Origin of the sequence: Kerstersia gyiorum (genome assembly GCF_048595715.1) — a bacterium.
In the GTDB taxonomy this organism is placed as follows: Bacteria; Pseudomonadota; Gammaproteobacteria; order Burkholderiales; family Burkholderiaceae_B; genus Kerstersia; species Kerstersia gyiorum.
In genome coordinates, this window is the sequence record NZ_CP169556.1 from 287,025 (window position 1) to 311,378 (window position 24,354).

25 protein-coding genes are annotated in these 24,354 nt (G+C 62.6%); 3 read left to right on the top strand and 22 right to left on the bottom strand.

Annotated elements, in window-relative coordinates; genetic code table 11:
- Positions 1–2: 2 nt before the first annotated feature.
- The 4 genes from ACEW7X_RS01240 to ACEW7X_RS01255 all read right to left on the bottom strand — a co-directional run bounded on the left by ACEW7X_RS01240 (position 3) and on the right by ACEW7X_RS01255 (position 7,206).
- Positions 3–1,040, bottom strand: a complete 1,038-nt coding sequence (locus tag ACEW7X_RS01240) for an ABC transporter substrate-binding protein (RefSeq protein ID WP_130487614.1) — start codon at positions 1,038–1,040, stop codon at positions 3–5.
- Positions 1,041–1,176: 136 nt separating this feature from the next.
- Entirely contained in the window at positions 1,177–2,652 is a 1,476-nt protein-coding gene (locus ACEW7X_RS01245; protein ID WP_420177510.1) for a surface lipoprotein assembly modifier, read from the bottom strand.
- A 97-nt stretch (positions 2,653–2,749) separates the two neighbouring features.
- The gene (locus tag ACEW7X_RS01250; protein ID WP_420177511.1) at positions 2,750–3,715 is read right to left on the bottom strand and encodes a Slam-dependent surface lipoprotein; all 966 of its coding nucleotides are present in this window, start codon (positions 3,713–3,715) and stop codon (positions 2,750–2,752) included.
- A gap of 65 nt (positions 3,716–3,780) precedes the next feature.
- A complete protein-coding gene (locus tag ACEW7X_RS01255; protein WP_420177512.1) occupies positions 3,781–7,206 on the bottom strand; it encodes a TonB-dependent receptor domain-containing protein in 3,426 nt (1,141 codons plus the stop codon).
- Between ACEW7X_RS01255 and ACEW7X_RS01260 the strand changes: the two genes are divergently transcribed.
- A complete protein-coding gene (locus ACEW7X_RS01260) occupies positions 7,205–7,498 on the top strand; it encodes a hypothetical protein (RefSeq protein WP_083969603.1) in 294 nt (97 codons plus the stop codon). The two genes, ACEW7X_RS01255 and ACEW7X_RS01260, sit on opposite strands and share 2 nt — an antisense overlap.
- Here ACEW7X_RS01260 and ACEW7X_RS01265 read toward each other — a convergent pair.
- Entirely contained in the window at positions 7,491–8,054 is a 564-nt protein-coding gene (locus ACEW7X_RS01265; RefSeq protein WP_134837958.1) for a YraN family protein, read from the bottom strand. The two genes, ACEW7X_RS01260 and ACEW7X_RS01265, sit on opposite strands and share 8 nt — an antisense overlap.
- On the opposite strand from ACEW7X_RS01265, the gene rsmI reads away from it, so the two are divergent.
- On the top strand, positions 8,042–8,998 hold the full coding sequence (gene rsmI, locus ACEW7X_RS01270) for a 16S rRNA (cytidine(1402)-2'-O)-methyltransferase (protein ID WP_068371459.1): 957 nt from the start codon (positions 8,042–8,044) through the stop codon (positions 8,996–8,998). The two genes, ACEW7X_RS01265 and rsmI, sit on opposite strands and share 13 nt — an antisense overlap.
- A 78-nt stretch (positions 8,999–9,076) precedes the next feature.
- Here rsmI and ACEW7X_RS01275 read toward each other — a convergent pair whose 3' ends face one another.
- The 11 genes from ACEW7X_RS01275 to ACEW7X_RS01325 all read right to left on the bottom strand — a co-directional run bounded on the left by ACEW7X_RS01275 (position 9,077) and on the right by ACEW7X_RS01325 (position 17,182).
- Positions 9,077–9,646 carry a L,D-transpeptidase family protein gene (locus tag ACEW7X_RS01275; protein WP_420177513.1) on the bottom strand — a complete coding sequence of 190 codons (570 nt, stop codon included), beginning with the start codon at positions 9,644–9,646 and terminating at the stop codon, positions 9,077–9,079.
- 11 nt (positions 9,647–9,657) lie between these two features.
- A complete protein-coding gene (locus tag ACEW7X_RS01280) occupies positions 9,658–10,515 on the bottom strand; it encodes a septal ring lytic transglycosylase RlpA family protein (protein ID WP_068371609.1) in 858 nt (285 codons plus the stop codon).
- Positions 10,516–10,613: 98 nt separating this feature from the next.
- Positions 10,614–11,498 carry an RNase adapter RapZ gene (gene rapZ / locus ACEW7X_RS01285; RefSeq protein WP_068371453.1) on the bottom strand — a complete coding sequence of 295 codons (885 nt, stop codon included), beginning with the start codon at positions 11,496–11,498 and terminating at the stop codon, positions 10,614–10,616.
- The gene (gene hprK / locus ACEW7X_RS01290; protein WP_068371450.1) at positions 11,495–12,433 is read right to left on the bottom strand and encodes an HPr(Ser) kinase/phosphatase; all 939 of its coding nucleotides are present in this window, start codon (positions 12,431–12,433) and stop codon (positions 11,495–11,497) included. The genes rapZ and hprK overlap by 4 nt, the downstream gene beginning before the upstream one ends.
- An 11-nt stretch (positions 12,434–12,444) precedes the next feature.
- Entirely contained in the window at positions 12,445–12,918 is a 474-nt protein-coding gene (locus ACEW7X_RS01295) for a PTS sugar transporter subunit IIA (RefSeq protein ID WP_068371447.1), read from the bottom strand.
- A gap of 109 nt (positions 12,919–13,027) precedes the next feature.
- Complete coding sequence (hpf, locus tag ACEW7X_RS01300) at positions 13,028–13,348, bottom strand: ribosome hibernation-promoting factor, HPF/YfiA family (RefSeq protein WP_068371443.1); 321 nt, start codon at positions 13,346–13,348, stop codon at positions 13,028–13,030.
- Between the two features lie 213 nt (positions 13,349–13,561).
- On the bottom strand, positions 13,562–14,341 hold the full coding sequence (lptB, locus tag ACEW7X_RS01305) for an LPS export ABC transporter ATP-binding protein (RefSeq protein WP_068371434.1): 780 nt from the start codon (positions 14,339–14,341) through the stop codon (positions 13,562–13,564).
- Positions 14,342–14,349: 8 nt separating this feature from the next.
- Positions 14,350–14,928, bottom strand: coding sequence for a lipopolysaccharide transport periplasmic protein LptA (gene lptA, locus ACEW7X_RS01310; RefSeq protein WP_068371433.1), 579 nt, complete (start codon positions 14,926–14,928; stop codon positions 14,350–14,352).
- A complete protein-coding gene (lptC, locus tag ACEW7X_RS01315) occupies positions 14,925–15,524 on the bottom strand; it encodes an LPS export ABC transporter periplasmic protein LptC (RefSeq protein ID WP_238591382.1) in 600 nt (199 codons plus the stop codon). The genes lptA and lptC overlap by 4 nt, the downstream gene beginning before the upstream one ends.
- Positions 15,525–15,546: 22 nt before the next feature.
- Positions 15,547–16,155 (bottom strand): KdsC family phosphatase, encoded by a 609-nt coding sequence (locus tag ACEW7X_RS01320; RefSeq protein WP_068371424.1) that lies wholly within the window; start codon positions 16,153–16,155, stop codon positions 15,547–15,549.
- 37 nt (positions 16,156–16,192) lie between these two features.
- Entirely contained in the window at positions 16,193–17,182 is a 990-nt protein-coding gene (locus ACEW7X_RS01325) for a KpsF/GutQ family sugar-phosphate isomerase (protein WP_068371421.1), read from the bottom strand.
- A 182-nt stretch (positions 17,183–17,364) separates the two neighbouring features.
- Between ACEW7X_RS01325 and purT the strand changes: the two genes are divergently transcribed.
- Positions 17,365–18,582, top strand: coding sequence for a formate-dependent phosphoribosylglycinamide formyltransferase (gene purT, locus ACEW7X_RS01330; protein ID WP_068371418.1), 1,218 nt, complete (start codon positions 17,365–17,367; stop codon positions 18,580–18,582).
- A gap of 51 nt (positions 18,583–18,633) precedes the next feature.
- Here the strand turns inward: purT and ttcA are convergent, their stop codons facing one another.
- The 6 genes from ttcA to ACEW7X_RS01360 all read right to left on the bottom strand — a co-directional run bounded on the left by ttcA (position 18,634) and on the right by ACEW7X_RS01360 (position 24,196).
- On the bottom strand, positions 18,634–19,686 hold the full coding sequence (ttcA, locus tag ACEW7X_RS01335; protein ID WP_420177514.1) for a tRNA 2-thiocytidine(32) synthetase TtcA: 1,053 nt from the start codon (positions 19,684–19,686) through the stop codon (positions 18,634–18,636).
- Positions 19,683–20,054: a dihydroneopterin aldolase gene (locus ACEW7X_RS01340; RefSeq protein ID WP_127773015.1), complete on the bottom strand. Its 372-nt coding sequence runs from the start codon at positions 20,052–20,054 to the stop codon at positions 19,683–19,685. The genes ttcA and ACEW7X_RS01340 overlap by 4 nt, the downstream gene beginning before the upstream one ends.
- Positions 20,055–20,133: 79 nt before the next feature.
- Positions 20,134–20,931: an SDR family oxidoreductase gene (locus ACEW7X_RS01345; RefSeq protein WP_130487608.1), complete on the bottom strand. Its 798-nt coding sequence runs from the start codon at positions 20,929–20,931 to the stop codon at positions 20,134–20,136.
- 162 nt (positions 20,932–21,093) lie between these two features.
- On the bottom strand, positions 21,094–22,890 hold the full coding sequence (locus tag ACEW7X_RS01350) for a M61 family metallopeptidase (RefSeq protein WP_130487607.1): 1,797 nt from the start codon (positions 22,888–22,890) through the stop codon (positions 21,094–21,096).
- A 72-nt stretch (positions 22,891–22,962) separates the two neighbouring features.
- Positions 22,963–23,547 (bottom strand): DJ-1/PfpI family protein, encoded by a 585-nt coding sequence (locus tag ACEW7X_RS01355; RefSeq protein ID WP_068371402.1) that lies wholly within the window; start codon positions 23,545–23,547, stop codon positions 22,963–22,965.
- Positions 23,548–23,842: 295 nt separating this feature from the next.
- Positions 23,843–24,196 (bottom strand): hypothetical protein, encoded by a 354-nt coding sequence (locus tag ACEW7X_RS01360; protein ID WP_130487606.1) that lies wholly within the window; start codon positions 24,194–24,196, stop codon positions 23,843–23,845.
- Positions 24,197–24,354: the final 158 nt, after the last annotated feature.

The following is a 24,354-nucleotide window of genomic DNA, read 5'->3' on the forward strand; positions in this document are numbered from 1 at the left end:
GTTTACGGCGTGTAATAGAAGCCGTCGTCGGGCAATTTGCCGCCCACCATTTGCGGATTCTGTTCCAGCAGCGCCTGGTAAAAGAACTCCAGTTCCGGGCGCGCCTGGGCGGCGCTGGTCAGATAGCCGGGGGTATGGCGCAGGGCGTCCGCGACGGCATCGGCGCGCAGCAGGTCGATATACTTTTCCGCCAGCTCGCCGCAGGCGTCCGGGTTGGCGATGCACCAGGCGTGCGAATCGGCATGGGCGGCGTTAAAACGCGTCAGCAGGGCCGGGTCCTGCGCGGCCTGGCCCAGCACGGCGATACCGGCTTGCGGAATACGGGGTTCGCGATGCAACAGCCGGCCCCATTCCTGCTGCAAATCCACGCTGCGGTACAGGTCGGGCGCAATGACATTGGCAGGAAAAGACTGCGACTTCGCCAGCACCATGGAAACGGCAGGCTCGGCCAGCAGCGCATGATCGACCCGGCGAGTGATCAGCAATTGCGCTGCATCCATGGGCGAGGCCACATAACGCAGCTTGAAATCGCGCTGCGGGTCCAGCCCCTGCGCGCGTGCCAGGAGCTGGAACAGGATATCGGGCATGTCGGCGCGAAACGGCATGGCGATTTCTTCGCCCTTGAAGTCTGCCAGCGTATGGCGGCCTGGCGTGCGCGACACCAGCGCCAGCATGCCCCAGACGGACACATTCAGCAGTTGCAGCGGCACGCCGCGGTTATACAGATTGGCTGCCACATTGGAAGGCGCCGCAATGAAATCCGCGCTTTGCTCGATGGCGATGACACGCAGCTGGTCGGGATCGCGCCAGGGCTTGAACACCAGTTTTTCGGCAACATCGGCCAGCGGATTGGTTTCCAGCATGTGCAGCAACGGCAGGGTGACAGTCGCGGGCGGGCCGGAGAGGGTCAGGATAGGGTAGCGGGCAGGTGCAGCGGCTTCCGAGGCATGAGTATGCCAGGGCAGTGCTGTCGCAGCAGGCGCCAATGCCAGGGACAGCAGCAAACGGCGGCGTTGCGGGTGTGGAAACGGGCGATGCATGATGTCTGGATGGAAAGCCTTGATGCGTCGCAGTGTGGCGCGTCATGGCGTGAAAGACAATGACAATTATCATTCCCGCTGTCGTGGGTGCTGTTGGGTGTGCAGTCGAAGGCCGGTTTGCCAGGCCTGCCAGGGCTCAGAAGATGTACTTGAAATTGAGCGATGCTTCGCTTTGGCGATATTGATAGTGGATGATGTTGCTATCGTTGATGAGTCTTTTGAAGCGGATTTCCGGATAAATGCTGCCGATGCGCCAGCGTGGCAGGCCCAGCGTGGCGATCAGCATTTTCTGAATGTCCTTGCGCGGGTTGTCCGACAGGAAGGTGCGCTCGTCATAGCGGCTGTCACGATAGAGCGCCATGGCATTGAGGTAAAAGCCGCTGTCGAAATATTTGAACAGGCCGATGCGCCAGGCCTGGTCCTTGCTGCTGGCGGCCGCCCAGGGGTAGCGGCGGCGGGTCCAATCGACCCCTGCGAACAGGGACCCAGTGGCAGACAATTGAAAGCTGGCTCCCAGGCCGGCCGAGGACTGCGTGTAGTCCGAGAAGTACAACTTTTCCGCGTCCGAGTAATGGTAGCGCTTGCTGTTGGCCTGGGCATTCAGTGTCCAGCGGCGGTTCAGGTCATGCGACAAACTGAGTTCCAGGCCGGGTGCTGTGTAATGGGTGTGCGTGCCCCGGTAATAGTGCTCGAAGTAGGGGGAGACGGAAAACTCCGTGCTGGCGTTTTTGTAGTTGTAGCCGGCATAGAGCACGGTGGTGTTGTCGCTGCTGTCCTTGAGAAAAGTGCTTTGGTTGTCTTCTTTGTGATATCGGGTGCCGTAGAGCAGCGGGCGGAGCAGCAGGTTGTGATGGCCGCCCAGCGCAATGCGTTTCTGCAGGGAAAGCTGGTAGTTCAGGAAGGACGACGCCACCGGTGCGGGCAGGGACTCGGTGACGAAGCATTGCTGCAGGATCTGGACGACGCAGCGTTGCGCACCATTGGCCTGGTTGATGTTGTTGCTGTAGCCGCCACCGATGCTGAGTGAGCCGTGCCAGCGGTTGCGTTGAGCGACGGCGGCAATGTAGGTGTCGATGGTGCTGCGGGTTTCAGGCGGAATGTCCTCGGCCCTCACGGCTTCGAATTGTTCGATGGCTTCGTGGCTCTGATAGTCCTCGGCATAAAGCCGCGCAAGTTCCAGGCGGATACGGGTGTCGCCGGGGGCGGCAAGCTTGGCGCGCCGCAGGCGCTCCAGCGCAGTGGCAGTATCGCCTTGTGCGCGGGCATGCAGGCCTTCGGCCAGCCATATCACTTCTGGCCGGCTGGCTGCTAACAGGCGGTACTTCGAAAGAAATTCCTCGACTTTATCCCACTGCTGCAGGTTGATGGCATAGAAGATACCCAATGCCAGGCCGGCAGCATCTTCCGCGACACGATATTCCTGGCCTTCGATGACCAGGCGTCTTTCTCCTGCCGGCGTATCGGCGTGCAACCAGTCCCGCTGCTGTTCGACACGCAGTTGTTGTTGCGTGGTGTTCAGCAGGAAACGGGTATCGTCGTCGTCTGCGCAGGCGGAAAAATAAGGGCAGGCCAGCAGGCAGGCCAGGAACAGCTTGGGGAGCGGACGGGTCATCAGCGAGGCAAAGAGGGCGGCTGCGGCGGCTGCCGCTTCCTGAGTCGGGACAGGGCTCGCCAACTTGGCGGGCCCTGTGTGGCTTGGGCTGGCCGGTTTATTGGACCCTGTTGCCGCCGAAGGCGACATCATCGGCAGGGTTGCTGGTGCCGCGGTCGGCATAGCCTGCCAGCGCTTCGGCATTGGGCCCGAAGAACTTGCCGGTAATGAGGCCGTTCGCGGCGTTTTGGTAGAATTCGCCGTTGTTGTTGTTGATGGTGACGTTATCGAATACGACCACGTCGCTGGTGTTGGACACCCGGGTCAATGCACCCTCCAGGCTCCCCGTGGGTTGATTGCCGAAGTTAGCGTTCAGCTGCCCCTGGAAGAAATCATTCTGGCCGGGAACGTGCTGATTGACCCCCAGCACGGCATAGCTTGCGGTGCTGAGGTGCTTGGTGCTGCCCGTTGCGTTTTCACCGACGTACCACACCGTGTGGTCTGCCGTATTCAGGTTGAGATTGGTATCGGAGCCCGTGCTGGGGTTGCCCGCACGCGGCCCCCATTCGCCGAAATAGACGGCCGTGCCTGCAGGCAGGTTGGGAACCTCGGCGATCACCAGACCGCCGAATTTCGGTGCGGCTGGCAGGGCCGGGTTGGCGATCTGGCGGATGCTGTACACTCCGAAGATGGCCGTTTGTTGTCCTGCCACGGCTTCATTCGGGCTGCGCTGTTCGTACCAGATCTGGCCCAGGGTCGGGTTGGTGAACAGGCCGGCGACGGCGTTGACATCCTTGAGCGTCAGGTACTTCGGGTTGGCCAATCCGTCCACGCTGGCACTCAGCGAGCTATTGATGGGCGCGTTGCTGTACTTCTTGGCAATGTGATAAATCGGGCCGTCTTTCAGGTTGATGACCAGTGAAGATCCATTGAGCGAGAGCCCCGGCTTATTGGCGCCGAAGGGGAGTGCGGTCGAGGCTTGCGGGGCAACATGGGCGGCATTGCTGGTGCCACCGGTGACCGCCGCATGGGCAGGCACAAAGGCACCGAGCAGAACGACGGACAGGATGGTTTTGGACATCATGACAGGCTTCCTTGTGAGAGTGGGTAAGCATCCGGTTTTGCGTTTGAAAACCGGCAAAAGGCGGTTCAGAACAGGGCTTGCATGCCCAGCATGACGGTGCGGCCAGGACCAGGCGCAGCGACGTTGGACATCGGGTCCAGGTAGTAGCGGTTGGTCAGGTTGGTGACACTGGCATTGACCGACAGGGTGTCGTTGATCCGATAACGGCCATAGGCATCCAGCAGCAGCGTGGGACGCCAGTGGTAAGGCTTGCCAGTGAAGGTGAAGATGTCGGCCAGCCCCTGTTGCAGCAGGCGGTCGTACTGGCTGGTTTTGACATCGCTGTGATAAATGCCGCGCACGCCCAGTTCAAGCTTGCGATCCAGCAGGCGCGTACCCAGATCCACATTGATCGAATACTTGGGCTGCTGGGACTGGTAGAAACGCGTGACGCCAAATCCGCCCTCTATGCATTCGGGAATACGGCGCAGGTACATATCAAAGGCAAATGCGGTATCGGCATCGCAGGTGACATTTTTCAGGCGGTAGGTGACACCGGCAGAAGCAAAGAAGCCGCCAGTGTCGATACGGCTTTGAAACTCCAGCCCTTTGACAATCTTCTTGTCATATTGCGTGATGCGCCGTGCCTCGGTTGTATCAATGACGTTCCTGATCGTGTTGCTGAAGTAGGTCAGGCGGATGTCGCCATAATCCAGCTTGTCCCAGTACGGGGTGAAATCGAAGGCATAGCCTATTTCCCAGTTCTGGCTGCGTTCCGGCTTGAGGTCGAAGCCAGGCGCAGTAGGCATGCTGACCAGCCCGTCGATGGCAGTGGACGTGGCCTCGTAAATACTCGGAAAACGCGTCATTTCCGCATAGCGGGCAAACAGGCGTTGTTGTGCGCTGAGCGAAACGGTCAGCGCCAGCATGGGTGCCCAGGCATCGCCTTTCAGTTTTTCTGGCCGAGCCCACTTCTGGTCGTCGGTGATGGGTCGGGTGATGGCTTTCAGCGCTCCGGAGTAATCTCCGTTAGGGTTGTACTCCCCTGCGGCGGTCGTGACTTGGCGGGTAGTGCTAGGGAGAAGCTTCCATTCTTCGTAGGGGAGGGCATCAGGCTTTGGGCCGCCCATCAGGTATTTGTAGTATTCGCCTTCCGTTGCCTGAGGCGTGCTGACTTTCTCATCGAACATGCCTGGCGTCAAAGTTGACGCCGAACTATCTGGTTTCCCGTTGCGAAATGGAATGACATTGTCGGAGCGGAACTGGTAGTAAATTATCTGTCCGTTCTGCGAGATTGACCGGACGGAATTAGGCGTTACCCCATATTGCTTGGTGAACGCCTGAGAGGATTCCGTAGCGCGTTGTGCGGCTGCGGGATCGCCTAAAGGGTTATCTTTTCCGATAGTGTTCGCCCATTGGTCAAAGAGATCCCTCTGGTTTTCATAGTCCGCCTTGAACTCCGCAGAGCCAATTTCCCAATACGGCAGGGAGTAGGCGTCGATATATTCGTTGAAGCCCCCGCCCCAGGCGAACTGTTCGTTGCGTTTTTGCCGTTCTTCGGACATTGCCGTGTCTTCGCCCTTGAAGCGGGTATAGCGCACGCCAGCCTGGACATTGAGCCAGGAAACCGGCTGCCAGTCCGTCGTCATGGTCATGCCCCATTCCTGCCTTTTGCCGCTGCGCGGCCCGGCAAGTTTGGCCAGTCCGGTGACAGTGCCGTAGATGTTGAAAAGGTCGTCACTGTTGATGATGGTGCTTTCTTCCCCGAGTTTCTCGCGCTGGATGTCTGCGCCCAGGGTCAAATTGAAGTTGGGCGCCAACTTGAAGCGATTGCTGAGATTGGCGCCGTTGCGCGTCACCTGGGTGGTTTGCTGTGCGCCGGAAATGATCTTCTTGCCTTCGGTGCCGAAGATGGCATCGGATTCAGCGATGATTTCGTCTAGCGTGGTGCTTTTGTCGAAGCCCCACATATCGCCCAGTTCTTCGCAAGTAGATTCCGCCATACTCCATGGCGTCGTATTGCGTACATTGCACCAGTACCAGGCATCGTGCATGGTGTCGGGCGTATTGACCGCCAGGGACATGCCGCCGCTCTGATGACGGACGCTGTCGGTTTTGACGCGCCAGAGACTGGCCTCAAGATCTACCCAGCGGTTGTCTTCGGGTTTGAATTCGTACCCTAGCTTCCAGGTATCCGAGCGGATCTTGGAGTCAATGTTCTGGGTTTGTGGCGGTTTGGGCTGGTCGATGAAGTCAGGGTTCAACTCATAGAAATTCAGCGCCCAGGTGGACTGGAATGGATTGATCTCGCCGAATCGCACATCCGTGCGCATGTATTGCAGGCTGATTTTCTGGTTGTCGCCGAAATGCCAGTTGTTCTTGGCCAGCAGTGTTTCGGTACGGGTATTGCTGTTGAAGACTTCTGCACCGGCCGGATACATCTCTCCCATGTTGGGGACAAAGGCGGCTGAACTTTTGCAGTCGATACCGCAGTTGTCCATGTCGTAGATCGGATTGTCCAGATAATCGCCCACGCCGTTCTTGCCGGCGAAATAATTGCCCTTGTTGCGATAGGCGTAACTCAGCAGGCCATCGGTAATATCCGTCTGAAACGCAGCCGCGAGCATGGCAGACTTGTCTCCACCGAAACGCCAGTTGTCAGCGCTGCCCTTGTCCCTGGGGGCATCGACGTCATCCATGAGCAGGGCGTAAGGGCTGAGCTCACCATTCTGGAAACCGCCGCCGGCGCCATCGGCGGTGCCGCCGACGCGGCGGTAGTCCTTACCCAGGAATTGGTCAAGCTTGTTCTGTGGCTTGATCGTATTGTTTGCACCTTCCAGCTTGAGCTGCAGTGCCCAGGTGTCGCCGTTCTTGACGATGTCACTGGCTTCAATGGTGCGAATGGCGATGGAGCCGCCGACGCCCGGCTTCATGTTGCGGCTGAGATCCGGGCTCTTATCGACGGCGATGCTGCGGAACAGGGCGGGATCGACGTAGTTGCGGTCACCGACGCCATAGTTGTTCTGCCAGACATCCACGGTTTGTTCCGTGCCGTCTATGGTGACGGGGATGCGTCCCTTTCCGGAAATGCCGCGGATATTCGGCGTGATGGCGCCTCCCGCGGTGCGGGTGTTCATGTTGTAAACGCCGTTGAGGCCCTTGAGCACGTCTCCAGCCGCGTCGATGCGGTAGCGTTCGATTTCTTCCTTGCCCATGTAAACGTTCGAGACGTTCTTGTGGAAGACATCGTCCGCGCCCTTTTCGTCGTCCGTGCGTTCGGGGGCGACGACTTCGACAGCATGTAGCTGGGTAACGCCGTCCGAGGGTTCCTGGTGATCCTGATGGGGCTGAATGGGCTTTTCGGGCGCCGGTGGCGGATTGTGCTGTTCAGCCGTCTGGATTTCCGCAGCCAATGGCTGGGCGGAAACGGCTGGCAAACCACCGGATACGCAGCCGAGGCCGGCAATGAGAAGGGCCAGGAGTTTGGGCGGGGAGCAATGTTCTGAAGACATGTTCTATCTGGTGTTGTCCCGCGATGATTGGAAGTCGATCAAACGGGCGCGGAATCGGGGGGTGTGGCGGGAGCGTGGAAAAGCGGTCACCACCACGCCCAAGCTTTCAAATCAGGCAATTCCCAATCGGAGAATGAGTGCAATTCTCAAATCTGTTACGGTTCTGGCCGATGATTTTTGTCAATTTCCGGAAAATATTGTCGTGTTCGTGGCGCGCGTAATGGTTCAGGTCCATGAACCTGAGTGCCGGTGGACATGCCTGGGGGCTGCGCTTGCACTAGGAGTCAGCTGAGGAAGGCGCTTTTCAGCCAGTGGATGGTGTGGCCGTCCACAGCCAGCACATCAAAGCGGCAGCCTGGTTCACGGCCAGGGAAATGAGCGCGTCTGATCTGCGGGAGAAACCACGCTGCGGTGGCCAGCAGACGCCTTTGCTTGCCAGCATCCACGCTGGCCGCCGCGCCGCCATGGCGGCTATGACTGCGCTGGCGGACTTCCACGAAGACCAGTTCCTGGCCGTCGCGCATGACGAGGTCGATTTCTCCGGCGCGGCATTGCAGGTTGCGCGCCAGCAGTACCAGCCCGGCCGCTTGCAGGTGTGCAAGGGCGCGGTCTTCCGCGCGGTTGCCGCGCTGGCGGGCAGGGCTGCCTTGCCGGGCATGGCGTGGCGTCTGGTCTGGTGCCGGGGGCGGCGTGGAGTCCGAGATGACCTCAAGGCGTGCAGCGTGTTGCCGTGCCAGCCGCCGCTTGCGGTTGCGCCGCGCACGGCCCTGGGCTTTCTCCAGCTGTTGCCAGAGCGGCGCATACGCAGCATCGCTGAAAATAGTATCCTCGCGGGATGAACGAGACATCCGATATTTCCCTATCCGCGCCTTCGGCCTGGCTGCGTGCCGCCGAGAAGGTGATGGCGCAGCATTGGCCTGCCGCCGCCCTGTATGTGGTGGCCACGCCCATCGGTAATCTGGGCGATTTGAGCGTGCGGGCCTGGCAGACGCTGGCCAAGGTCGATGTGGTGGCGGCCGAGGATACCCGCGTGACCCGCACCCTGTTTGACGCCTGGGGCCTGTCCACGCCCCTGATGGCGGCGCATCGCCACAATGAAGCCAGCGCTGCACAGGATATTCTGGAACGCTTGGCGGCCGGGCAGCGGGTGGCCCTGGTGTCTGACGCGGGTGCGCCAGCGGTCAGCGACCCCGGCGCGCGCGTGGTGCGGGCCGTGCGGGAAGCGGGTTATCAGGTGGTGCCGGTGCCGGGCCCGAGCGCAGTGATTGCCGCCTTGATGGCCAGCGGCGCGACGTCGGATGAAAACCCGGCGTTTGCTTTCGCCGGCTTTGCCCCGCACAAAAGCATGGCGCGCCAGCGCTGGCTGCGCCGCTGGGCCGCACTGGCCGCGCCCGTGGTGTTTTTCGAGTCGCCGCACCGGCTCAAGGCGACCCTGGCCGATGTGCTGGAGATCGCCGGCCCGCAACGGCGGGTAACGATTGCCCGCGAATTGAGCAAGCGTTTCGAGGAAGTGGCGACGGTGCCGGCTGCCGATGCACAGGCCTGGCTGGAAGCCCAGCCGCATCGCGGCCAGGGTGAGTTCGTGCTGATCCTGCATGAAAGTGCGGCAGCCACTGTGGATGACGACGACGAGGCGGCCGAGGCGGGCGACCCTGCCCTGGATACGCTGCTGGATGCATTGCTGGAGAGCCTGTCGCTGCGCGACGCGGTGAAGGTGGCGCAGAAGGTGACAGGGGGCGACCGCGACGCGATTTATCGTCGCGCCTTGCAGCGCAAGAACGAAGCGGATTGAGGCCATGGCGCGAGTGTGACGCGCTCCGGGTGGCCAGGGAAGCCGGCAAGTGCCGGAATTGTCCACCCTGGCCTGCGCTCAGGCTTCGATTTCGATGACGGTGCCGTTGGGAACCAGGGACCAGATTTCCCGCATGTCGTTGTTGCTGACGCCGATGCAGCCGTCCGTCCAGTCCCACCAATGATGAATGAGGCCGAGAGCGCCCCAGCCGTTGGGCAGGCCGTGGATCATGATATCGCCGCCAGGCGGGTAGCCAGCGGCAGCCGCAGCCTGGCGATCCTGTGCGTTGGGGTAGGAAATGTGCAGGCTCAGGTAAGCGCGTGAGCGCGGGTTGCGCCAGTCGATCACATATCTGCCTTCTGGCGTGCGCTGGTCGCCTTCCTGCTGCTTGTGTCCGGCGTCAGGCGCGCCGCCAAGCGCGATGCGGTAGCTGGCGAGCAAGGTAGCGCCCTGCCAGAGCTCCAGGCGCCTGGCGGACTTATAGACACGTACCAGATCGGCTTTCGGAGTGCCTTGTTCGGCAACAGGGGGCATGCCGGGCGCGACCCGGCCCATGATGCGCGTATAGCCGAATGCGGCCAGCACCAGCAGGGCGATCAGGATCAGGCAGGGCAACAGGCGTTGCCGGAACCGGCGTACGGGCTTCATGGGCGGCCGGCTCAGGGCTGCAGGGCAATGGAGGGTGAAATGCCCAGCTGGCGGCCGATACGGCTGGCTGCGTCTTCCGCGCTGCTGCGGTCGGGGTAGGGGCCCAGCCGGACACGGTAGATGCCATTGCCGCCTTGTTCCAGCCTCAGGCGGGGGTCATCGTCGAGTTCGCTGCGCATGTGTGCCAGGAAGGCATTGGCGTTGTCTGCCGAGCCGAAAGCGCCCAGTTGCAGGAAGATGCCAGGCATGGCGGCAGAAATTGCCGGCGTGGATGGTGACGGGCTGGCAGGTACGGCGGCGGCTACTGCGGCGGGTGACGGGCCTGAGGGTTGCGGTACCCGGTTGCCCCGGATGTCATCCGGGCTGATCCATTCGACGATCACTTCGCCACTGCCGGGGGCGATGATGTCCAGCCGGTGGGCGGCGGCGTAGGAAAGGTCGATGATGCGGCCATCATGGAAGGGGCCGCGGTCGTTGATGCGGACAATGACGCTGCGGCCATTGGCAGTGCGGGTCACCTTCGCGTAGCTGGGAATGGGCAGCGTGGGGTGCGCGGCCGTCATCTTGTACATGTCGTAGGTTTCGCCGTTGGACGTCGGCTGGCCATGAAATTTCTTGCCATACCACGAGGCAGTGCCACGGTTACGGTAGGCGCGACCGCTGGTGTCCGGTACGTACTTCTTGCCGAAAACGCTATAGGGCCGGTTCGGGCCGCTGGCATACGGTTCCACGCGCGGCACGGCATCCGGGACCTTGTCCAGATCGGCAGGTACGCGGGCATGCGGGCCATCATCCTTGTAGTAGCCGCCGCGCTTGGGGGAACCGCCGCAGGCGGCCAGCAGCAATACCAGCAGCATGGCCAGTGCCATCCAGGCCCAGCGGCGGGCCGGACGCGGCGTCAGGAACGAGGAGCCGGATGTCTGGCCTGGTGAGCAGGCGCCAGGCAGGATGATGGACGACCGGTACATCATGCGCGCGGAATATGGATGGGCGAGCGGTGGCGTACCAGCAAGGGGGAATGCGAAGCGAAGCGCCGGGCCAGTTGTTCGACGACATACACGGAACGGTGCTGGCCCCCGGTACAGCCGACCGCAACCGTCAGGTAGCTGCGGGTGTCCTGCATGTAGCGGGGCAGCCACTTGCGCACCAGGCCATAGATGTCGTCGATCATTTCGCCAACCTGGGCGTAGCCTTCCAGCCATTTGGCCACGGGTGCATCCTTGCCGGTCAGCGGCCGCAATGCCGCGTCGTAGTGCGGATTGGGCAGGCAGCGGGCATCGAAGACAAGATCGGCGTCACTGGGTACGCCGATCTTGTAGGCGAAGGATTCGAAAGTCAGCAGCAGCGGCAGGCGTTCGACCTGCACGACCTGGCCTATCCAGTGGCGTAGTTGCGCGGGGCTGAGATAGGAGGTGTCGATGATGTGTTCCTGCTCGCGCAATGGCGCCAGCAGTTCACGTTCCTGCTGGATGCATTCCGTCAGGGTGAGCGTTTTGCCGTAGGCCGACAGCCTGTCGGTCAGCGGGTGGCGCCGGCGCGATTCCGAGTAGCGCTGCACCAGCGCTTCGGTGCTGGCATCCAGGAAGATCACGCGCAAGGGGATGCCCATGGCGCGGATGGCGGTAAGCACCTGCGGCAGGTCTTCGATTTCACCAGGCGTGCGTGCGTCGATGGCGACGGCGGCATGGCTGGGAGGCTGTGAATTCAGGTCGACGCAGAAATCCTGCAGATAACGGATGGGCAGGTTGTCGATACAGGTGTAGCCTGAATCCTCCAGCATGCGCAGCGCGACGGATTTGCCGGAGCCGGATATGCCGGTGATGATGACGATATCCTGAACCGCGTGATTCATGGCTTGTCGATTCCCTGCATGATGGCCTGGGATTGACGGCTCATGAACTCTCCCAGTGTATCTATGCCACGCAGTTTGAGGATGGTATTGCGCACGGCGGCCTCGACCAAAACGGCCAGGTTGCGGCCAGCCGCAACCTGCAGCATGACTTTGCGTATGGGCAGGCCGAGCACATCCTGGCTGAGGTCCTGCAGCGGCAGTCGCTCGAATTTTTCCGTAGCGCTGGAACGCACCAGGTGGACGATGAGCTTGAGCGGCATTTTGCGCCGCACCGAGGTTTCGCCGAAGATAGTGCGGATATCCAGCAGGCCCAGGCCGCGTACTTCCAGCAGGTTCTGCAACAGCGGTGGGCAATAGCCTTCCACCAGGGTGGGCGCGGTGCGGGCGAAATCGACGGCATCGTCGGCCACCAGGCCATGGCCCCGGGAAATCAGTTCCAGTGCCAGTTCGCTTTTGCCCAGCCCGGATTCTCCGGTGATCAGCACGCCCAGCCCCAGTACGTCCATGAACACGCCATGCACCGTCGTGGTGGGTGCCATGCGCTTGCCGATGTAATTGCGCAGCAGGTCGATGACACGGGCTGCGGGCATGGGGGTGGCCAGCAGCGGCACCTGCTGGCTTTCGCAGGCCTGGATCAGGTCTGGCGGAGTGCGGCTGATGGCGTCTTCGGCGAGGATCATGGCCGGTACGCCGGCCGCCAGCAGTTCGGCCAGATGTTGGCCGCGGCGGCGCCGCTCCAGGCGGCAGTAGAAGTCAATTTCCTGATCGCCGAAGACCTGGATGCGTCCAGGGTGTATCAGGTTCAGGTGGCCGATGAGATCGGCGGCGGAATCGCCGTCATTGGGGATCTCGCGATCGGCGGCGGCCTCGCTGGCGATCCAGGTAAACGGGACGAGGGGGGCGTTGTCCTCGACCAGGTTGCGGATCGTCACCATGGCGGACGACCCTATTCCCCGGACGCCCCGGAAGGCGCGTACTGGGTCAGGAGTTGGTGAACGATGCCCGGGTCTGTTTCCGTCATCAGGCGCTCGCGCAAGGACTTGTCGGAAAGCAGTTGTGCCAGTTCGGCCAGGATGTCCAGGTGCTGCTGGGTGGCGGTTTCCGGCACCAGCAGGAACATCAACAGGCTGACGGGCTGGCCGTCGGGGGCATCGAAGGGAATGGGTTGCGCCAGGCGATAGAACGCGGAGAGCGCGTGCGTCAGGCCCTTGACGCGGCCATGGGGAACGGCAACGCCGTGGCCGAGTGCGGTGGAACCCAGCCGTTCCCGGGAGAACAGGCTGTCAAACACGGTGGAGCGAGCCAGGCCGTGATGGTTTTCAAATAGCAGGCCGGCCTGCTCGAATGCCCGTTTCTTGCTGGTGACGGGCAGGTCGAGCACGACATTGCCGGCAGGCAGAATGCGCGACAAATGGTTCATGGTTTCGCATTATAGGGACTTATGCCGCAATGCAAAAATCTTTTCGCTTGTGCGGGGGCCGGAAATGCATACCGCCCGGCTGAGCGGGCGGTATGCGGGTGTTGCCTTGTTATTCAATGACCTGGCGCTTGGCGGATTCGTGGGCGTGGTCACGGACACGATTCTTGTGGTCGGTGACTTGCCTGTCGAGCTTGTCGGCCAGCAGGTCGATGGCGGCGTAGAGGGTTTCCTCAACGGCTTCGCTGTGCAGGTCCTTGCCGGGTACGCGGACCGTGACTTCGGCCTTGTGGCGCAGCTTCTCGACCGACAGGATGACCTGGGCGTCTATGACGCTGTCGAATCGGCCCAGGGCGCGGGAGAGCTTGGATGTGACGTAGTCGCGGATGGCAGGGGTGACTTCCAGGTGGTGACCGCTGATATTCAGATTCATATTGCTCCCTCCGGGGTGATGAACCCGGGGCGCCTGCCAGATGGCCTGAGCCCCGGTGCCTGACGGGATATTTTCCCGTCGTATGTTCCCAGTGTATCGGGATGAGCGCCGAAAGCAAGCCCGCCGGCAGGGTGATTGTCACTGTCCATGAGGCAGGACAAACCCGGGTGTGAATTGTCCTGAAATGTCGCGGCCACGGCGCGCAGCGCCTGGCTACATGCGGAAATGCTCACCCAGGTAGACGCGCCGTACTGCCGGATCGCCAACGATTTCGTCGGGGTGGCCGTCGGTCAGTACCTTGCCTTCGCTGATGATGTAGGCGCGGTCGCAGATGCCCAGGGTTTCACGCACATTGTGGTCGGTAATGAGCACACCTATGCCTCGCCCCTTGAGAAAACGCACGATGCGCTGGATTTCGATCACGGCGATCGGGTCGACGCCGGCAAAGGGCTCGTCGAGCAGGATGAAGCGTGGCCGAGTGGCCAGCGCCCGGGCGATTTCCACGCGGCGGCGTTCGCCGCCAGACAGCGAAATCGCCATGCTTTCGCGGATATGGTCGATCTGCAATTCATCCAGCAGGCCTTCGAGCTGTTCGTCGACAGCCTGCTTGGGCAGGGTTTTGCCATTGGCGTCGATCTGCAGTTCCAGGACGGCACGGATATTCTGCTCTACCGTCAGGCGGCGGAAGACGGAAGCGTCCTGCGGCAGGTAGGACAGACCCAGGCGCGCGCGGCGGTGGATGGGCAGCGCAGTGGCGTCACGGCCGTCGATCTCGATGCGGCCGGCGTCGGCCGGTACCAGGCCGACGATCATGTAGAAGCTGGTGGTTTTGCCTGCCCCGTTGGGGCCCAGCAGGCCGACGACTTCGCCGCTGTCGACGGAGACGGAAACGTCCTGGACCACGGTGCGCTTGTTGTAGGTCTTGCGCAGGCCGGTGGCGCGCAGGCTGCCGGGAGTTTTGCTGCCCAGCGCGGAGGAAGAGATATTTGCCATCGTGAGCCTTATTCCTGCTTGGCGGCGGGGCGGCCAAGACACTCGGCTGCGGCAGCCTCGGTCTTGTTGCGCGGCTGGGCCACGGAGCGGACGCGGCCGGATTCGCTGCTGGCCGAATAGGTGTCGTTCTTTTGGTTGTAGACAATGCGGTCGCCGTGGATGCGGTCGTAGGGCTTGCCGCAGATCATGCGTACGATGCTGGCATTGCCGTTGAGGACGATGGTTTCCGCCTTGCTGTCGTAGTCGGCGCGCTGCCCGCGTGCCTCGAAGATCTCTGCATTTTCCGGGCGTTCCTGGCGGATGCGCACCTGTTTGCCGGTGTTGGCCGTGGCCGTGCCGTACTGGAAGCCGTCCTTGTCTTCGCGCATTTCCAGGCGATCGGCATTGAGCGTCATCATGCCGCGCGTCATGATGACGTCGCCGGTGAAGATGCTGCTGCGGTTGAGGTCGTCATACTCCAGCGACACGGACAGGATTTGCGTGCTGGGGTCGGCTGCGTCCGCTTGCTGGGCCTGCGCAGTGCCGCACAGCAGCGCCGCGCAGGCGCTCAACAGGAGGATGGGACGGGCAAGAAAGAATGGAGTCATGGCTGTCGTGAACTAGGGGATCGGAGCGCAGGCTGGCTTTCGCCGTCGATATGGACTTGCGTGGAAGACTGGACCTTCAACTGCCGGGTGGAATTGTCATAGCGCATACCAGTGCCTTGCATGCGTGATTTCCCATGGGTGACGGTGGCAGGCTGGTCCGTATAGGCCAGGTCGTCGTCTGGCAGGATGATGATTTCTTCGCTGCGCACTTCCAGTTCGGGGCGGTCCGCATCTGCTTTCCGGAGCAGCCGCGCCTGGCCTTGCAGGGTGATGCGCTTGCCGTCCTGATCCAGGATGCCGGTATTGGCGGTGCCTATGGTAACCGGATTGGCGGCTTGCTGGCTGATGGCGCGCGGCGCGTCCACGGCATAGGAGTCGTCATCCGGGAAATGTTCCATGCGGCGGCCTTCCAGCCGGCTGGTGGGGCGTCCGTCCGGGCTGGTCTGCATGAGTGCGAATTCCTCTGCCCAGGCGTCGGGTTCGTGGGTCATGCGTGGCGGCGGGTCGATGGGAATCGAACGCTGCGCATAATCGGCCGCCCACCAGGTGCCGGCTACCAGTGCCAGCAGCAGGATCAGGGCAGTGAGAGAGGGCATGCGGTCGCGCATGGGAGCCTCGCTACTGGACGACGGGCGCGCCTGCGCCGCCGGATTGCACGCGTTGCCCCAGCTTGCCTTGCGCCGCGAGGATCAGGTCGCTGCATTCACGCACGGCGCCATGGCCGCCTTTCAGGCCGGATATCCAATGGGCGGCCTGGCGTACATAGGCGGGCGCATTGGGAACGCTGGCGGCCAGGCCGGCACGCAGCATGGCCGGCACGTCGATCAGGTCGTCGCCCATGAAGGCGGTCTGCGACAGCAGGAGGCCATGTTCGCGGGCCAGTTCCTGCAGGGCGCCGCATTTGTCGCGCACCCCCTGCAGGACGATACCTATGCCCAGGTCGGCTGCGCGCCGTTCCAGGATCAGGCCTTTGCGGCCGGTGACCAGTGCGACGACGATGCCGTTGTCGCGCAGCATTTGCAGGCCGTAGCCATCCAGGACATTGAAGCGCTTGAGCGCTTCGCCCTGTTCGCCGTAGATCAGGCTGCCATCGGTCAGTACGCCATCCACATCCAGCGCCAGCAGGCGCACGGCAGCGGCGCGCTCGCGGGTCGTTTCGGGCAGGCCCGACAGGACGAGCGCGTCGATGGGGTGCGGCGTGGAACTGAGGGAGGATGGCGTAGTCATTGGTTTCCTTGGTGCGGCAGGGATGGCGGTCGGGGGCTCAGATAACCTTGGCGGCCATCAGGTCATGCATGTGCAGGGCGCCCACCAGCTTGCCCTGGCTGTCGGTAACGAGCAATTGGCTGACTCGCATTTCGTCCATGCGGGCAGCGGCGTCGACGGCCATTGCTTCGGGGTTGATCGAATGGGGCTGGCGCGTCATGCCGTCGCTGACGCTCAGGCCGGTAATGCTGCCACGTTTTTCCAGCAGGCGGCGCAAGTCGCCATCGGTAAAAATGCCGCAGGGCCGTCCGTCGGCATCCAGCACGGCGGTCATGCCCATGCCTTTGCGCGAAATTTCCTCCAGTGCCTGGATCATGCCAGCCTGGGCCGGCACGGTGGGCAATTGTTCCCCCTGTCGCATGATGTCACGCACGAGGGTCAGCAAGCGTCGGCCCAATGCGCCACCCGGATGCGAACGGGCGAAATCCTCTGCATTGAAGCCTCGGGCTTCCAGGCAGGCGACAGCCAGCGCATCGCCCAGGGCCAGGGCTGCCGTGGTGCTGGCAGTCGGTGCCAGGTTAAGCGGGCAGGCTTCCTGCGCGACGGCGCTACTGAGATAGATATCCGCATTGCGCGCAAGTTCCGACTGCGGGTTGCCGCTGATGGCGATCACCGGTACGCCCAGCCGGCGCACGGCCGGCAGGATGGTCAGCAATTCCTGGCTGCCGCCGGATTGTGACAGGGCGATCAGGATGTCATTGCTGGTCACCATGCCCAGGTCGCCATGCACTGCTTCGGCGGCATGCAGGAAAAAAGATGGCGTGCCGGTGGAGGCGAAGGTAGCGGCGATCTTGGTGGCGATGTGGCCGGTCTTGCCCAGGCCGCTGACAATCACCCGCCCTTTGCAGGCCAGGATGCGTTCGACGGCCTGGGGAAAGGCGTTGCGCAGGGATTCGCGCAGCGCCAGGATCGCCTGTGCTTCGGTTTCCAGGGTGCGGAATGCGCTGGCCAGCGCGAGTTCGGGGTTGAATGCGGTCGTGGAGTCCATTGCGGGATTTTAGTGCAGTGCTGCCGGTGCCGGCGCATACGGGATTTGCAAAGCCGGCATGCGCATGGCAATCTGGCGGGCGTAGCCGCCTGGCGGCGCGCCTCTGGCTGAATTATGGCGCACCAGACCGGTCGTTCGCGGCTTTTATCCTTTTGTCTTGTCATTCTTTATGGAGCAGGCTCATGCCGACCGCCAATGCCCCCGTTATGTTGGGAACCCCTTTGTCCGACCGCGCAGTGCGTGTCATGTTGTTGGGCGCGGGGGAACTGGGCAAGGAAGTGGTGATTGCCTTGCAGCAACTGGGGGCGGAGGTCATTGCCGTCGACCGCTATGAAAATGCGCCGGGCCAGCAGGTGGCCCACCGTGCGCATGTTATTCCGATGACGGATCGCGACGCGCTGCGCCGCGTCATCGAGCAGGAGCGCCCGCACATTATCGTGCCAGAAATCGAGGCCATCGCGACCGACCTGCTGGTGGAGCTGGAGCAGGCCGGGGTGGCGCGGGTAACACCGACGGCCCGGGCCGCGCGCCTGACCATGAACCGCGAGGGTATCCGGCGTCTGGCGGCCGAAGAGCTGGGCCTGTCGACGTCACCCTATCGTTTTATCGACAGCCTGGCGGAGTTGCAGGCGGCGATTGACGGCGGCATCGGTTATCCCTGCGTGATCAAGCCCGTCATGTCGTCGTCGGGCAAGGGGCAATCGGTCATCCGCACGCCGGAAGACGTGGCCGAAGCCTGGCGCGTTGCGCAGGAAGGCGGACGTGTCGGCGGGGGCCGTGCCATCGTCGAGGGCTTTATCAATTTCGATTATGAAATCACACTGCTGACCGTGCGCTCCCGCGCTGCGGACGGCACGACGCGCACCGGCTTCTGCGCGCCCATCGGCCACCGGCAGGTGGACGGCGATTACGTCGAAAGCTGGCAGCCGCACCCCATGTCGGACAAGGCGCTGGCGCGCGCCCGGGAAATTGCCGAAGCCGTGACTGGCGCGCTGGGCGGCTGGGGCGTATTCGGGGTCGAATTGTTCGTGGCGGGCGACCAGGTGTGGTTCTCGGAGGTCAGCCCGCGCCCGCATGATACTGGCATGGTCACCATGGTGACCCAGGCGCAGAGCGAGTTTGTGCTGCATGCGCGTGCATTGCTGGGGCTGCCGGTGGATACTGCGCTACGCCAGCCGGGCGCCAGCAGCGTGATCTATGGCGGGGTGGATGCCGGGGCCGTGTCGTTCGACGGAGTGGCGCAGGCCCTGGCCGAACCCGGCGTGGACTTGCGCCTGTTTGGCAAGCCGGAATCCTTCGTCAAACGCCGCATGGGTGTGGCGCTGGCGGTGGCTGACGATGCCGAGGCTGCGCGCATCAAGGCAAAACAGGCTTCGGCCAAGGTGAAGGTCGTCGCCTGAGTGCCAGCCCGCAAGGATGTGCCTGCTTGACCAGTCCGGTTTGCGGGCCAGTTATGCTTTCTGGCTGCCGGCCGGGCGGACGAAGGTCAGCGTGGTTTCTTTCAGCGGGACGGCTGCGCCGACGGCCGGTGTGGCGGGCGTGGCTGCCATCACGGCTTCCTGGGCGGCTGCCGGGCTGGTGTTGTCTGTCTCGTCATGTTCCTGGTGCGATTCCGGGCCCTGGAATTCGTCGCCATCGAAGGCCTTGTCGCCTTCGGCATCCGGGATGCCAGTGGGCTTGAGGCCGACGAAATCGAACAACTCGCGGTCCATCAGGTGCGACGGCACGACGCGTGACAGCGCATTGAAGATGTTCCAGGCGCGTCCCGGCTGTTCCTTGTCCCACTGCGCGATCATGCGGCCGACTTCCTGGCGCTTCAGGTTCTCCTGGCTGCCGCACAGATTACAGGGGATGATGGGGAACTGCATGTGGCGGGCATAGGCGATCAGGTCGCGCTCGGGCACGTAGGCCAGCGGGCGGATGACCGTATGGCGGCCGTCGTCGGATACCAGCTTGGGCGGCATGCCCTTCATTTTGCCGCCATAGAACAGGTTCAGGAAAAAAGTGGCCAGGATATCGTCGCGATGGTGGCCCAGCGCAATCTTGGTTGCGCCCAGTTCATCGGCCACGCGGTACAGAATGCCGCGCCGCAGGCGCGAGCACAGCGAGCACATGGTCTTGCCTTCGGGCACCAGGCGGGTCACGATCGAATAGGTGTCCTGCGTTTCGATGTGGAACGGTACGTCCAGGCTGCGAAGATACTCGGGCAGGATGTGGTCGGGGAAACCGGGCTGCTTCTGGTCCAGGTTGACCGCCACGATATCGAAATGAAAGGGTGCCCTTACACGCAGCCGCATCAGGATGTCCAGCAGGCCATAGGAATCCTTGCCGCCCGACAGGCAGACCATGACGCGGTCGCCTGCCTCGATCATGTTGTAGTCGGAAATGGCGCGGGTGGTTTCCCTGGCCAGGCGCTTGGCCAGCTTGTTGTTTTCCAGGCGTTCGCGGGCCTGGGCTTTCGCGCTCAAGGGCGTGGCGGCGGTATCCGGGGTGGCGATACTCATAGCGTCGTATTCCGGTCCATGGTGACTTCTACGCCGACAGCGGCGCAATCGGAGAAAACCGTCGGTTTGCTGATGCGCAGCTTGACGGCCTGTATATCGTTGAAATCGGCCAGCAGGCGCAGGCCCACCTTTTCGCACAGGGTCTCGATCAGGTTGACGTGGCCGCGCGTGCATTCGGCGATGATGGCGTCGCGCAGCTGACGGTAATCCAGCACGCTGCGGATATCGTGGTCGTTGACGGGCTGGCGGATGATGACGTCGAATTCCGCGTCTATGTGCAAGGGTTGGGTGGTGCGCAGTTCGTGGGCCAGGATGCCGATGTTGGCGTCCACCGCCAGGCGGGAAAAGAAAACGCGGCGTAGGTACATGATGATTGGGTGTCGAAAAAAGAAGGGCGGTCGCGGCGTGGCTTCAGGAGGGACAACTCCGTTGGGGCGGCGGGCCGGCTCAGCTGTCAGGGCCGGAGGGCATCATGCTGAAGTCACGTGCAAAGCCCACCAGATGCTGGCCGCCATCGACCAGCAGCGTGGTGCCGGTGATGGCAGGGTTGTGCGCCATGAAAACCGCAGCGTCGGCGATATCGGCAGCGGTGCTGGCCTGCCCCAGGGGGGCCAGGCGGTGCGTTTGCTCGAAGGCTTCAGGCGTTTGCAGATGGCTGGGCAGGGTCAGCCCTGGTGCGATGCCGACCACGCGCACGTGCGGCGCCAGCGCCTGTGCCAGCATGGTGGTGGCAGATTCCAGCGCGGCCTTGCTCAGGGTATAGCTGAAGAAATCCGGGTTGTAGTTCCAGAGTTTCTGGTCCAGCAGGTTGATCACCACGCCCCGGGCCTGGCGCTCGCGCACATGGCGGGCCAGATCGCGCGCCAGCGCGACGGGCGCCACCAGGTTGGGCCGCATGTGGCCGAACAGCAGGCTGGTGTCGAAGCTGTCGGCATCGTCGTAGTCAAAACGAGAGGCGTTGTTGACCACGGCATCCAGATGGCCGAATGCGGCCAGTGCTTCCTGGAACAGCTGGCCGGCTGCGCCGTCTTCGGCGAGGTCGGCCGCAATGATGGCTGCCTGCGCGCCACAGGCCCGTACGGCGTCTGCCGTGGCATGCGCTTCGTCCGGGCTGGCGCGGTGATGAATGACGACATCCCAGCCGCGTTGTGCAAAACCCAGGGCGATGGCGCTGCCCATGCGCCGGGCGGCGCCGGTGATGAGGACGGCGCGGCGAATGCCGGAAGAAAAGGAACTCTGGTTCATGCGCCGGATTTTAGGGCATTCCGATGCCCGTCGGCTTGTCTTGCGGGTTGACCTGCTTGGTCCGGCCGATCTCCGGTGGCCGGAGATCGGCACCGGGCAAATGCGTGCCGGACAAGCGCGGGGCGGCATGCGGGCGCGAGCCCTGCTGCCGCGCCCGGCCGCTTACGCGGCAGGGCCTGCCAGTTTGCTGATGGTCCAGTTGCCGGGCTGGGCCGGGTTCAGCGTGACGGTGAACTGGCGCAGTTCGTCGCGGCGGAACACGTGGAAGCGTACGACATCGCCTGCGCGGCGGCGGGCCAGCATTGCATTGAGCGCATCCACGGACGCGATGCGCAGGCCATCGGCGGCAATGATTAGGTCTTGTGCGGACAGGCCGCCATGGTGTGCCGCGCCGCCTTCCTGCACGGCGGCGATGCCCGCGCCGTCGCTGGCGACACGGGTGCGGATATCCAGCGACGGAGCGCTGCCGGCGGCTGCCGGTCCGGCCTGGAACCCTTGCGCGGCGAACAGTTGCGGCAATGGCAGGTCTTCGGTGCCTTCGGTCCATGCCGCGATTTCAGCCGTCGCGTCGATGCCGGTGGCTTCCTGTACCAATGCCGGCATGGCATCTTCGGGAATGCCGCGCGCCAGGCCGCGATAGAACTCCCGGCCATAGCGCTTCCACAGCAGGCGCATCACATCGTCCAGCGATTTCTTGCCGCCGCTGGCGTTGCGCAGGTGCAGGTCCAGGGCGAGCGCCACCAGAGAACCCTTGGTGTAGTAGCTGGAAATCGCATTGACCGAGTTCTCGTCTTGCTTGTAGTAGCGCGTCCAGGCATCGAAACTGCTTTGTGCGACGGATTGCTTGAAGCGGCCGGTGCCGTTGTGCACCACATGCAGCGTCTTGCCCAGCAGCTTGAAGTAATTGGTCTCACTGATGACCCCGGCACGCAACAGCATCAGGTCGTCGTAGTAGGACGTAAAACCCTCGAAGACCCAAAGCAGGCGCGTGTGTGCGGGGCGGTCCAGCACATAGGGCACGAAGGCGGCGGGCTTGATGCGCTTGACGTGCCAGGTGTGGAAATATTCGTGGCTGACCAACCCCAGGAAACTGCGGTAGCCGTCGCTCTGTTCGGTCTCGCCCAGCACGGGCAGGTCATTGCGCGACACCAGCAGCGCCGTGCTGGCGCGGTGCTCCAGGCCACCATAACCGTCGCCGGTCACCTGGACCAGGAACACGTAGCGGCGGGCGCTGTCCAGAAACGGCGCGCGGCGGGTTTCAGGCTCGAAAAACGCAATCTGCGTTTCGCAGATGCGGCGCACATCGTCAATGATGCGGGACAGGTCCAGCTGTGGAACCAGGCCGGTAAAGACAATCTCGTGCTCGGCGCCATAGGCGTCGAAGCGGGCCACCATCGGCGTGCCCATTTCCACCGGGTGGTCGATAAGTGCGTCGTAGTCGGGCGCAAGATAGCAGCCAAAACCATGGCGGCGAGCGCAGCCGGGCAGGCCGCGGGCTTCGGGCAGGCTGGTGTGTACCTTCCAGCCGTTGATGCCGGCGGGGGCAGCAATATCAACCAGGCAGGGGCGGTCTTCCTGGCCGACGACTTGCAGGAACACGCTGGTGCCATTGAAAAAGCCGTGGCTTTCATCCAGGTGCGCGCCGCGCACGGACAGATCCCAGGCATAAACGGTGTATTCCAGTTCCAGCGGGCCCTCGGCCGCATCGGCTTGCCAGCGGTGATCATCCAGCTTGCGCAGTGCGACGGCAGCGCCGTGGCAACGGGCAGAAATGGTTTCGATCTGGCGCGCGAAATCGCGGATCAGGTAACTGCCGGGAATCCAGGCGGGCAGCGCAAAGCACTGGCCACCGGCATCCGGCTGCTCGACCTTCAGGTGCACGCGGAAACGGTGCCCGGCCGGGTCGAAGGGTTCGATACGATACTGAATGGGAGTTGGGGTTTTGCTGACGGTATTCATGGCGCAATTGTAGAGCCAGGCGCGTCATGCGTGCCGGGCGCATGCGCCCGGCCCTGCAGGTCAGCGTTGCAGTCAGTCGTGGCTGATGCGCGTGCCCAGCACCTTCAGGAATTGTGCCATCCAGGCCGGGTGTGCCGGCCAGGCGGGGGCCGTCACCAGATTGCCGTCGGTGTGGGCCTGGTCTACCGGAATATTCATATAGGTGCCGCCGGCCGTTTCCACATCCGGTTGGCAGGCCGGGTAGGCGGAGCACGAACGACCTTTCAGCACGCCAGCGCCGGCCAGCAATTGCGCGCCGTGGCAGACCGCCGCCACCGGCTTGTCGGCCTCGAAGAAATGGCGCACGGCAGCGATCACCTTGGCATTCAGGCGCAGATACTCGGGGCCGCGGCCGCCGGGAATCACCAGGGCATCGAAATCAGCGGGATCCAGGCTATCGAAGCTGCCATTGAGCGTGAAATTGTGGCCGGGTTTTTCGCTATAGGTTTGCGCGCCTTCGAAATCGTGGATCGCCGTCTTGATCTGCTCGCCCGCCTTCTTGCCGGGGCAGGCGGCAAGCACCTCATGGCCCACCGCCAGCAGTGTCTGGAACGGCACCATGGTTTCGTAGTCTTCGCAATAATCGCCGCAAATCATCAGGATTTTCTTGCCTGCCATGAGTTGTCTCCTTGAGGTCTCGTGATGGACGGGGGCATGCATCAGCCTTGCTGGAAGGATTGTGCGCCGGCCCCGTATGACAGGGTAGTAGGGGATTCCTGCGGGAGGATGACGGCAAGAGAGGCATTGCGGGAATCATGATGTCCGGTTTGTTGGGAGACGGCTTGTAGCAATGATGCCTGCGCTGCTCATTTGACCGGATTTCGCGTGCCATATCCATTGTGCAATGCGCCAGGTGGCGGCAAGCACCGCATCAGGATGGACAGGCTGAATCGCTGGACGGGAGCTGTCAAATCTACAGTCCTAGCGTGCCTTCCCAGAAATCCCTGAACTCCTCACCGCCGGCAATGGCAGTGCAAAGCTGCACAATGGGCTCCAGTTTCTCACGTACACCGGGTTCATCTCCAAAGCCAGAGGCAAAATGGGATTTGTTCATTTGCCCGCATAGCAAGGCTTCCAGGTAGGACTCCATGTCCTGGGCGAGGTCGCCCAGGAATTCGCTATCGCCGTGGATGGCCTGGATCGGGTGATCGTTATAGGCCTCGATGCGTCCGGAAGGGGTCAACACAATCCTGGCTTCGGACATGGTGGCGAAATGCCAGCCTTCGAGTACCTGTTTGGGTTCGGAAAGAAAACTGGTCCAAAGCATATGGATCGAAGACAGATCATAGTGTTGATAAAGTGCTTTTATCTCTTCGGGTGCATTGTCAAGGGGATAAGGCGTTGGTCTTTCAATAGGAGTGGTTCGGCTGATCTCATGTTTTTCGTGAATTGCGGTGTCGTTACTCTTTATAGATAGAATTTTGG